At 48.4% G+C, this 9,897-nt stretch carries 10 protein-coding genes; 2 read left to right on the top strand and 8 right to left on the bottom strand.

All coding sequences use genetic code 11. The features are described from left to right. The coding region (locus tag OXH16_18625) for an ATP-binding cassette domain-containing protein (GenBank protein ID MCY3683418.1) at window positions 1-319 on the bottom strand (319 nt) is incomplete at its 3' end. Window positions 320-455: 136 nt separating this feature from the next. Then, window positions 456-1,286, bottom strand: a complete 831-nt coding sequence (gene fdhD / locus OXH16_18620; GenBank protein ID MCY3683417.1) for a formate dehydrogenase accessory sulfurtransferase FdhD — start codon at window positions 1,284-1,286, stop codon at window positions 456-458. Between the two features lie 157 nt (window positions 1,287-1,443). Between fdhD and OXH16_18615 the strand changes: the two genes are divergently transcribed. Beyond that, window positions 1,444-1,740, top strand: coding sequence for an integration host factor subunit beta (locus OXH16_18615; GenBank protein ID MCY3683416.1), 297 nt, complete (start codon window positions 1,444-1,446; stop codon window positions 1,738-1,740). Window positions 1,741-1,963: 223 nt separating this feature from the next. Here OXH16_18615 and OXH16_18610 read toward each other — a convergent pair whose 3' ends face one another. Then, window positions 1,964-2,245, bottom strand: a complete 282-nt coding sequence (locus OXH16_18610; GenBank protein MCY3683415.1) for a hypothetical protein — start codon at window positions 2,243-2,245, stop codon at window positions 1,964-1,966. A gap of 52 nt (window positions 2,246-2,297) precedes the next feature. Beyond that, on the bottom strand, window positions 2,298-4,499 hold the full coding sequence (locus tag OXH16_18605; GenBank protein ID MCY3683414.1) for a lamin tail domain-containing protein: 2,202 nt from the start codon (window positions 4,497-4,499) through the stop codon (window positions 2,298-2,300). Window positions 4,500-4,779: 280 nt separating this feature from the next. Between OXH16_18605 and OXH16_18600 the strand changes: the two genes are divergently transcribed. Next, window positions 4,780-5,565: a hypothetical protein gene (locus tag OXH16_18600; protein MCY3683413.1), complete on the top strand. Its 786-nt coding sequence runs from the start codon at window positions 4,780-4,782 to the stop codon at window positions 5,563-5,565. A gap of 81 nt (window positions 5,566-5,646) precedes the next feature. On the opposite strand, the gene rpoN is transcribed toward OXH16_18600, so the two are convergent. The 4 genes from rpoN to OXH16_18580 form a co-directional block, all read right to left on the bottom strand. Beyond that, complete coding sequence (gene rpoN / locus OXH16_18595) at window positions 5,647-7,134, bottom strand: RNA polymerase factor sigma-54 (GenBank protein MCY3683412.1); 1,488 nt, start codon at window positions 7,132-7,134, stop codon at window positions 5,647-5,649. A 3-nt stretch (window positions 7,135-7,137) separates the two neighbouring features. Further along, on the bottom strand, window positions 7,138-7,686 hold the full coding sequence (locus OXH16_18590) for an MOSC domain-containing protein (GenBank protein ID MCY3683411.1): 549 nt from the start codon (window positions 7,684-7,686) through the stop codon (window positions 7,138-7,140). Between the two features lie 93 nt (window positions 7,687-7,779). Further along, window positions 7,780-8,505: an LPS export ABC transporter ATP-binding protein gene (lptB, locus tag OXH16_18585; GenBank protein MCY3683410.1), complete on the bottom strand. Its 726-nt coding sequence runs from the start codon at window positions 8,503-8,505 to the stop codon at window positions 7,780-7,782. After that, the gene (locus OXH16_18580) at window positions 8,502-9,896 is read right to left on the bottom strand and encodes a hypothetical protein (GenBank protein ID MCY3683409.1); all 1,395 of its coding nucleotides are present in this window, start codon (window positions 9,894-9,896) and stop codon (window positions 8,502-8,504) included. The genes lptB and OXH16_18580 overlap by 4 nt, the downstream gene beginning before the upstream one ends. Between the last annotated feature and the right edge of the window lies 1 nt (window position 9,897).

Here is a 9,897-nt window from a genome sequence, read left to right as displayed (position 1 = left end):
GCAGACCGCCCAGAACAGCCATATAATCGAGAAATTCCCAGGCAGTCAATTGCGGATAGGTCCCAAAATGCTGAGGCAAATATCCCAGGCGCCGACGAATTTCTGTGCGGTCTTTTACCAGATCGAACTCATCCATGGTCACGCTGCCGCTCGATGCATCCATCTGAGTCGATAAAATTTTAATCAGCGTTGTTTTGCCCGCACCATTGGGACCCAACAGACCAAATGTTCCGTGCGGAATACTCAAGGTGACATCGTCCAGGGCGGGAACTGCGCCACGGCGATATACTTTTGTCAGATTTGAAATCCGAATAACCATCAATATGCTCCTCATTTACCTTTGCCAACGATTAGACCTGAAATTTACAAATAGTGTTCCCATATACAGCAAAAAATTAGCGGTTGGGCCAACCAGCCCAACCGCCTATAGGAAGCTGCAAGACCTCCTTCCCACCCTATTGCACAGCACCTGTATAAATGACCATCCTTTTATCGCGTGCAAAGCCAATGAGGGTTATCCCCATCGCCTGTGCAAGATCTGCTGCCAATGAACTCGCTGCAGATACGGCAACCACGACAGGTATGCGCGCAACAACGGCCTTTTGTACGATTTCGAAACTCGCCCTGCTGCTCACCGCGAGTATTTGCACCCCCTCCCCTTCTGCGATGCTGTGTGTTTCGAGCAAATGCCCCACAACCTTATCTACTGCATTGTGCCGGCCAATATCTTCAAAACAGCAATACATATCCCCTGTTTCAGAAAATGCGGCAGCAGCATGAACACCCCCTGTTTGTGCAAATACGTACTGCGATTGGCGCATCTGCTCCTGTGCACAAAAGATCATCGCTGATCGAACAGCGCGATTGTCGTCAATGGGCTGGCATCGCTGCATCATATCTTCTATCTGCTCGCGCCCACATACCCCACACGCAGATGAAGTCAGTGTGCCTCGTCGCCCTGCTCGAATCCTTTCGGGATCGAGTATCTCACCCGGATGAGGGAGAACATCCATAACATTTCCATACTCAGGGGTTCCCGGGCGGCCGCAGTGTTCCGCACGTCCGACATCGCCAATTTCACGAATAATGCCCTCGCCATACAAAAATCCGAGGGCAAGGGCGCGGTCATCCCCTGGTGTTCGCATGGTCACGGCAACGGATTCCCCGGCAACGCGAATTTCAAGTGGCTCCTCTACAACCAGCACATCATCCGCGGATTTGCCAATAGAGCCATCATACCGCGTGACGCGGTGTATTACACTGGTTTCTGTTTTTGCTCGCCGCATAGATTTATCCCTGTTATCAATGGTAAAATAAGCGACATATAGAGCAAAAGCAATTTTTCAATTTGGTATCCCCAGGAAATTTTTGTCTTTGCATATCAGGGGTTTAGAGCTATATTAGCCCAACGCTTTGATAATACCAGTGAAATGGGAGGACCGAATGACAATGACCAAAAAAGACATCGCGTTAAAAATTTCCGATCGTTTGGGAATTAAAAAGCAACTCGCTTATGAGATTGTAAATACGCTTTTTAACACGATGCGCGAAAATCTGGTCGCCGGTGATCGAATCGAAATCAGGGGATTTGGTGTTCTGGGTATCAAGCCGACCAAACCAAAACCCGCTGCACGCAACCCCCGTACAGGTGAGATAGTTTATGTTCCTGCACGGCGAAAAAGCTATTTTAAAGCGGGTGTTCTGATCAAAAAAGCATTGCACGAACCTTTGGATACGTAGGGTCTAACTATCTATAATTATAGAAAACAGGCAGGTAGTATCACGAAGCAGGTTATAGATCCAAACGTTTACGCCACAAGCGGTTTACAAATAAGGTCCAGCTAATAGCTGAACCTTATTTTTATAACTATAACACCAGGCTGACTGCTGAACTGCTGTCGCAGTTGTGCTCCGCTCCATTCTATCGGGGCAGTGTACAGCGAGCAGGTGTACAACCAATTCCTCAAGCCTGTTCATCTGCTATCGCAGCCGCATCATCTGCTTCTGCTTCAACCTGACTGTTTGATGTCAAAAACTCATACGCTTTATTTAACACCAATACAGCTTTGGGAATGTCGTTTACCTTCAAGCTATTGGTGGTTTGCCAATTCCCTTCTTTATCCAGATAACTTCGCTGAAATGAAACCGTGCGTACAGTGAAAGATTCTTCACCGCGCTTGTATTCATTTTCAAAAATCGAAGCACTGCACAGACCATGACGGAATGTAATTTCGGGTTGTGCCATCCTGTTTCACCTCCTCTCTGTTTAGCAAAAGATTAAGATAGAAAATAAGCTCTCACTTCAAGAGCGCGACGCGCTGTGTAAATGTCGCTTCTTTGTCTTTTAGAAGGACTATATAAATTCCAGAACTCACAGATACGCCAGAGTCATTTTTACCATCCCATATACGCCGATAATACCCGGCTGACAAATGCTGTTGAACCAATCGTCTGACAGGTTGTCCCAAAATATTGTATATAGTCACGTCAACAGGACCTCCTGTAGTGTAAAAACCCAATACAGTTGCAGAATTGAAGGGATTGGGTGACGGGTAAATGCCCTCTTTGTAATCCTCTTCGATAAGATTATTAACAGTCTGGTCTTCACCATGAAAAACAATGGGTTTTCCCGCTCCAATTAAGGTATCTGATTTCGCCTCTGAAATAGGTGATGTTCCGGGCGACATTGTTCGCCCATCTGAGATTTGGGGATGTAATATCGGAGGATCATCGGACGAAAATAGCCATGAAACGTCTGGTGTCGCTTTTGGTACGCGCACAGACCGCGCTACAGTCTTACCATCGGCCATGATCAGGTGGACGACGTCGCCACCGCTACTGAGTCCATTTCCAATTCGCCCCTCAGCAGATAAAACAGTGCCGGGAATGCCCACAGGTGTTCCCCCACCAAAAATGGTGATATAGCCACCGGGTGAGAGCACGACATCATCGGGAAAGGGAAAGAATCGAGATACAACAATATCATCATCTCCAAGTAGCCATCCACTCAGGTCGAGTGTATCTGCACCGATATTGGTCAATTCGACAAAAGCATCAGCATGCCGATCGACAATTCCATCGTTATTGGCATCCACCTGTTCAGGCAACATCAGAATTTCGGAAAATACCAGACCATCGGGGATCGTCACTGGCTCGGTCAATTTTTCGGGATCAATAGGATCATCACCTGGCTCTAAGCGCCCGACTGAGATAGGCTCCTCTTCGTATATCTGGTTGTGTAACAGATAATTGCCGTCTTCATCTCTGGCATAAGATACGCCTCTGGTCGAACGTTCATACGTCATTGAAAATACCACTGTACTGCTATCGGGTGCCAATAACTGCACGGTATCGCTCCAATTGGACAGACCATCGCCAATGCGACCGTCATCGGCAAATATCCGTTCGCCAACGGGCATATCCCCCCCGCCAAAGAGCACGACAACTGCTTGCGTATCGAGTACTGTGTTATCGGGAAATCGAAATAGACGATCTATTGGGGTATCGTCATCACCGAGAAAATAGCCACCAATGTCAATGGGATTCTCGCTCAGATTCGCCACTTCGATAAACTCATCCTGATAGGTATGTCGCACCCCATCGCCATTGGTATCGCCCGCATCTCCCCAGGCGGGATTGGGATACACCTCCCAGATCACCAATGGCGGTTTTTCTTTTTCTAACACCCGGATATATGTGTGACGACTCTCGCGACCGCGCCAGAAAAATCCGACCTCCGTCTCACCAGCACGCACAGCAACAACCTTGTCGCCGTGTTCGATTCGCACGATAGTGGTATCCCATGATACCCATAAAACCTCGTCTTCAATTCGTATTGCTTCTTCGGGCTTTCCATCCCGATAGGTCACGGGTATCAGATAAACGGACTCTCCTTCTATCATGTCCAGATATTCGGGAAGAGACTCGAAGGTATCGAAAAGCGACCGCGGTTTGCCCGGCGAAAACAACCCTCTGCCAGGGTCCGCACTGTGCAACACCCACCTGCCAGTTCCTTCTGGATACCGCACCAGAGATTGGTCTTTACCTCCCTCACTACCCCATTCTGCTCTTGCAATTGTATCGTTTGAGGTTGTGATGAGAAATACCGCATCTCCCGAATTGCTCAATCCCCCACCGATCTTACCATCATCGACAAAAACTTTGCCTTCAAATCCGGTCGGGGTCCCTCCGCCAAAAAGCACGATGTATTCGCCTGGATCAATCCGTGCATTTGGTGGAAAAGTGAACGGCCCTTTTGACCCGGGTTTCAAGTCTGACAATTGCCATCCACCAATATCAATAGCATCCGGTCCAGTATTCAGTATTTCCACAAATTCATCCCCGTAGCTGTTTTGAATCCCATCCCCATTGGCATCGCCTCTATTTCCCGACGGTGGGTCTGCAAGGACCTCATTGATTACGACAACTGCTTCAGCGGGAACAATCTGCGTTCCCCACAGCATTCCCAACATCACAACAACAATCCCGTATCTCACCATATTGACCTCGCGCAATGTTTTTTGACCAGAACATTTGCAAATCGCGTGCCAAAATCTGAAAAATTCCGCAAGAGACGTTAAATCAATGGGTTATGCTTCCAAAAGACTGTATAGCCAGACTGTCTGGGAGTACAAAACGTTCAATTTCCGGCAATGAATGAATCAAATTTTTCACTAAAAAATCCCCGGCCACTAAAGTGACCGGGGGTTATTTTTTCTTGACGTATATCGAAAAAACCTCTTATTGGTTGTATCTTCTAACCAACAGGAGGATGATACTATGGACTGTAAACTACCCGAAGACTTTCACTCGGTTCTCCAAATCGAGAATGCTTCCGAACGCTTTGACGAAGCCTTACAGGTCGCCGAAAAAATTTCTGATGCTGGCGTCAAATTGTATCCCAACATGGACCACGCAGCGATCTTTACGGATCCTCCATACCTCGTCGCGGGACCTCTAAAAACAATGGGTTATATAGCAGGTTGGGACACCAAGTGTTATCCCTCACCCGTTGATGAACAGGATTATATCAACGTGCCATCGGGGTTGCCTCCCGGACACCCTGCTCTCACAAGAGGCTGGTTTCACTATGTCGCAGTGGTTCATCCCGTTGATCAACCCGCGCTTGATCAGATGCTCGGGCAGGGGTACGGAAATCCCTTTATCCACCACCTGACCTGGGGAATAGTGCCGCCAGATCGAAACGGAGGAGATGATTTTGATTATGCCTGCAGGATTATTTCTCACATGGTTAGCGCTCGACAACGCATTGGAGGTTATCTCAATACAGAACCGGGGACCCTGATTATGGCGTTGCCTCCCAATATTACACAACACCCGCGATTTGAAACCACTCTTCCCCTATTGCTCGACGGATTAGACGCCGACGCTTATCAGGTTGAAACCATGCAAGGTGGTGGGTTTCTGATTCAGTTTTTTGTACTAACTGGCGGGCGGATTGAAGTTGCACTTCGCATCAATACCCAGCAGACCTTTAATCCCAAAAGTGTACACAAGATCTCTGAAGACGAAATCAGCACTCAGCAGACAGACCGAAGGGAATAGACGAATAGACGAATAGACGAACCTCGCTCAACCCCCAACTGCTATCGTAGATTCGTAGATTCGCTGATTCGTAGATTTGTTCTAAATCGCCTTCCGCAGCCGCGCAGAGCTGATATTGAGTTCATCTCGATATTTGGCTACTGTGCGTCGCGCGATAGTAATGCCTTCTTTTTCAAGAATATCTGATATGTGTTGATCGCTCAATGGATTCTGCACATCTTCATCGCGAATGAGTGCTGCAATTTTTTCTTTTACACTTCTGGCAGAGATATCGTCGTCGTCGTATCGACTCAATCCACTATCAAAAAAATATTTCAACTCATAAACGCCATGCGGTGTTTGCACGTATTTGCCATTGCTCACACGGCTGATGGTCGATATGTGCATCTGCACCCTGTCAGCTACTTCTTGAAGTACCATCGGCTTGAGAAAACCAGGACCCCGGTCAAAAAACTCAATCTGATTTTCGACAATACATCGCATGACCTTTAACATAGTTATGCGTCTTTGGTGAATCGCATTGATAAACCAGCGCGCAGAATTGAGTTTTTCAACGACAAATTTTTTGGTCTCTCGCAATTTTAGGTCATCTCGCCCCGATTTATTCGATTGCCTGAGCAAGGTGCGATAAATTGGACTGACACGCAATTCTGGCAGCATGCGATCGGTCAGGGAAACAACGTATTCGTCACCGATCTTTTGGACTTCGAGATCGGGAATGACATGGTTGAGATTCAATTCGGGTTCGGGTTCAACATTGGGCTTGGGGCTGAGCGATGCGAGGACTTCTTCGACAACGCGCATATCATCAATACTTGTGTCAAGAGCCTGATTTATCTGGCTAAACCGGCGGTTGATCCAGTCGTCGAGGTGATTGCGTACCACCTTTGTAACCAAACCGTTTGTGATATTTTTTTCTTTTAACTGAATCAACAAACACTCTTGAAGATTTCGTGCACCAACACCTACCGGGTCAAATGTCTGGATAATGCCCAAAATGCGTTCCACGTTATCGTGATTGACCCCAAGCTCATCGGCTACTTCCTCTGTCGAACATTCCAGAAACCCGTCTTCGTCAATATTGCAAATTAGATATTCGGCGATGATGCGGTCGCTCGGCGAAAGATCCGTAACTACCACCTGTTCTAAAAGTGAATCTCGAAGCGTTTTCTCGATGGTGCTGTCGTTGTGCCAGTCTTCATTGGATTCAAATTCTTCGCGCGGGCTGGCATATCCGGATTCATTTAAGTAGTGGTCCCAGTCATGCGCATCGAATACGTCTGTGTCGAGCGTGTTTAAATCCGATTCTTCAAATTCCAATTCTTCAAGGGGAGCTTCATCCTGCTCTTCGTCCTCGGTTTCGTCATCCAGTTCGGCTTCGGGTTCTTCTTGCTCTAAATCCAGGGTCGCTTCTTCGTCAATTTCCAGAAGTGGATTGATCTCCAATTCCTGTCGAATTAATTCCGCTAATTCCAGAGTTGGCATTTGGAGCAGGTGCAAAGACTGGATAAGTTGCGGCGCCAGTTTTTGTTGGAGCATCTGAGATTGTGTATAATCAAGACCAATCATAGTTTACACCTTCTCCACAGTATCACCAATCCGTATAGTGCCAGAGCGAATGACCTTTGCATTGATGCCGCGCAACTGAAGCTGTTTGCCCACGGGAGAACTGATAAATTTCAGCGCATCCAACCCAAAACGCGCAGCAAATTTTTTACAGCCCGTGTGCGGTTGATCTGTTACCTCGATCACCGCTTCCCCCAGACTCAGTCTGGTACCCGGTGGCACATTCTCTGCGCTCAAATCGAGATCCATATACAATTGATCCCCCGCCAGTGCCCAACGCTCCTTTTTCTGTGCCAACAGGGCAATCACGCGGGCGTTCATAATGTTGAGTTGCATGTCTGGATGGGCCGACCCATCTGCGGTTTGAGAACTGCCGCGCGTTTTCCAGTTGTCGCCCACGAGTCCTTCAAACAGATCGAGTTTCCCCACATCCAGGACCTCCCGCGCTTCAACCTTCGGCCGTCGCACAATCAACGCCAGCACACCCGCATCTGTGGGCGACTGGCGAATACCTTCTAATCCCGTTTCCAACTCTGCCATCGTTACATGTTTCATTTTTGTCCTCATTGGTGTTCAGTAAAGAGAAAAGGCAACTTTAAATAAAATAACAAATAACGGAGAGGATTGTAAACCCTTTTTCCCCATTTGTCACGAATCCAGGCGAAATCGGTCACCCAGATAAATGCGACGCGCTTCGTCGCTTGCTGCCAATGCCCGGGATGTACCTGATAGGAGAATCTTTCCCTCGGAGAGCAAATAGGAGCGGTCAGTAATCGCCAGAGTTTCTCGCACATTGTGATCTGTAATCAAAACCCCAATATTCAGGCGTTTCAATTCTGCAATAATATTTTGAATATCTTCAACCGCACGTGGATCCACGCCGGCAAAAGGTTCGTCAAGCAGCATAAAAAGCGGATCTCGAGAGAGTGCCCGTGCAATTTCCAGTCGGCGCGTTTCGCCGCCCGACAAACTATCTGCGCGTTGGTGCGATAAATGTCCCACTCCCAGATCTTCCAATACCTTGTGAGCGCGGTCTAACCGTTCTGCCTTAGCCATTTTCTCGTATTCGAGCACGGACAGTACATTTTCCAATACAGTCATCTTTCTAAAAACCGTAGATTCCTGTGCCAGATAACCGATGCCCAGGCGTGCGCGGCGATACATGGGCAATGCCGTGATGTCTCGATCACCTAAGAAAATGTGTCCGGCATTTGACGAAATTGCGCCGACAATGAGGTAAAAACAGGTGGTTTTTCCCGCGCCATTAGGCCCTAATAGGCCGACAATTTCACCGGGATTGACAATCAAGTTGACCTGATTGACAACCAGACGTCGCGCGTATTTTTTGACCAGTCCCTCGGCTCTCAGGTTCACGGCGCATCCTCCAATTCAGCGGTATAGTGACCCCGAACAGCCCCCTCCGCCCGGATAGATGACAACTGCCCGGGGACAAATTTTAAAAGGAGATAATCCCCGGAGACCGTCACATCATCGCTATCTTGCGTGATCCGCGTGCAATACGCTTCATCGGAAATCGCCATCTGGGCTAACTCGCCATTGGAAAACCACAACATACATTGCTCGCCCCCCAGGCGACTTTCAGATAGGCTATCCCGGGCAACATAGGAACCGAGGCAGCCATCCGATAGTATCAGACTGTCCAGCTTACCCTCTTTATAGGCCACTTTGAGATCGCCGCCAGACAATACCGCTCGCGACGTATCTCGCTCGCTCAGATTGAGTATGACGTTTCCCCAGGCGTGCATGCGCTGTGGGGTTTCATCACGAAAGACAATTCGAGCAGAATCCGAGCGTATTTTTTGTGCGTGACCATTGGCAAGAGCCATAGCATGGATGCGTGTGCTATCTGAAAGCACCAGCGCACGGATGGTCTGGTCAGATACCTCCATAAGAATTTCTGCGCCCTGTGCCGAAACGGAATCGCGCCTGCTGGGATTGGTCCAGGTCATCAAGGGCCTACCTGAAAGGACGATTGCAGAATCTGCATACGCGCCAGACATGGCTTTTCCTCGCGTGTGTCCCTGGCGCAAGATGAGGTTGCCATTGAGCAAGAGTTCCCGTCCCTGATTGGCAAAGACAATAGAATCGGACTGCGCCTTGAGGGTATCGCCGTATTCCCCTACTACCTGTAACTGTGTTTGACCCCACAAATTGCCGCGTTCGCGGATTAAATCGTAGCGCAATTGGGAAGCGCGGAGACTTCGGCCTTCGGGCAATAGCAGGATGACATCACCCTCGGCAATAAGCGAGTCCTCTTTGCTTAAAAACTGCACGGTATGCGCCTCGAGCGTGCGCTGATCATCGCTTAAAAAGACATGCCCGCGAAATATCGCGCGGGCATCGCGGTCTTGAAACACGAGTGTATCAGCGCGAATTTCCCGCACAGTGTCTTTGTAACTCACTTGATGCACAAAAAGATAAATCGCATCTCCAACGCGTACATGTGCAGAATCGGCTTTTACAGTGAGTTGACGCAAACTGTCTTCATACACGACACGCCCGCGGTAATTGCGCTGCGTCTGGTCGTTCAAGAGTATCGTTTTCACCCAATCTGCACTGAGCTTTTGCTCGGCATTTACCCCCGAGCAGGTGCATATAAGCAAAACTCCGAGAAAGCCCCGGAGTTCTGTTCGAAACATAAGACGAATAGACGAATAGACGAATAGACGGAATCGGGTAAAACTGCGCCACCAGTCTTTGATTCGTGGGTTCGTAGATTCGTAGATTAGTAGATTTTTATTCACA

This window comes from Gemmatimonadota bacterium, from assembly GCA_026705765.1.
In the GTDB taxonomy this organism is placed as follows: Bacteria; Latescibacterota; UBA2968; order UBA2968; family UBA2968; genus VXRD01.
This window is presented reverse-complemented; position numbering and strand designations above follow the sequence as displayed.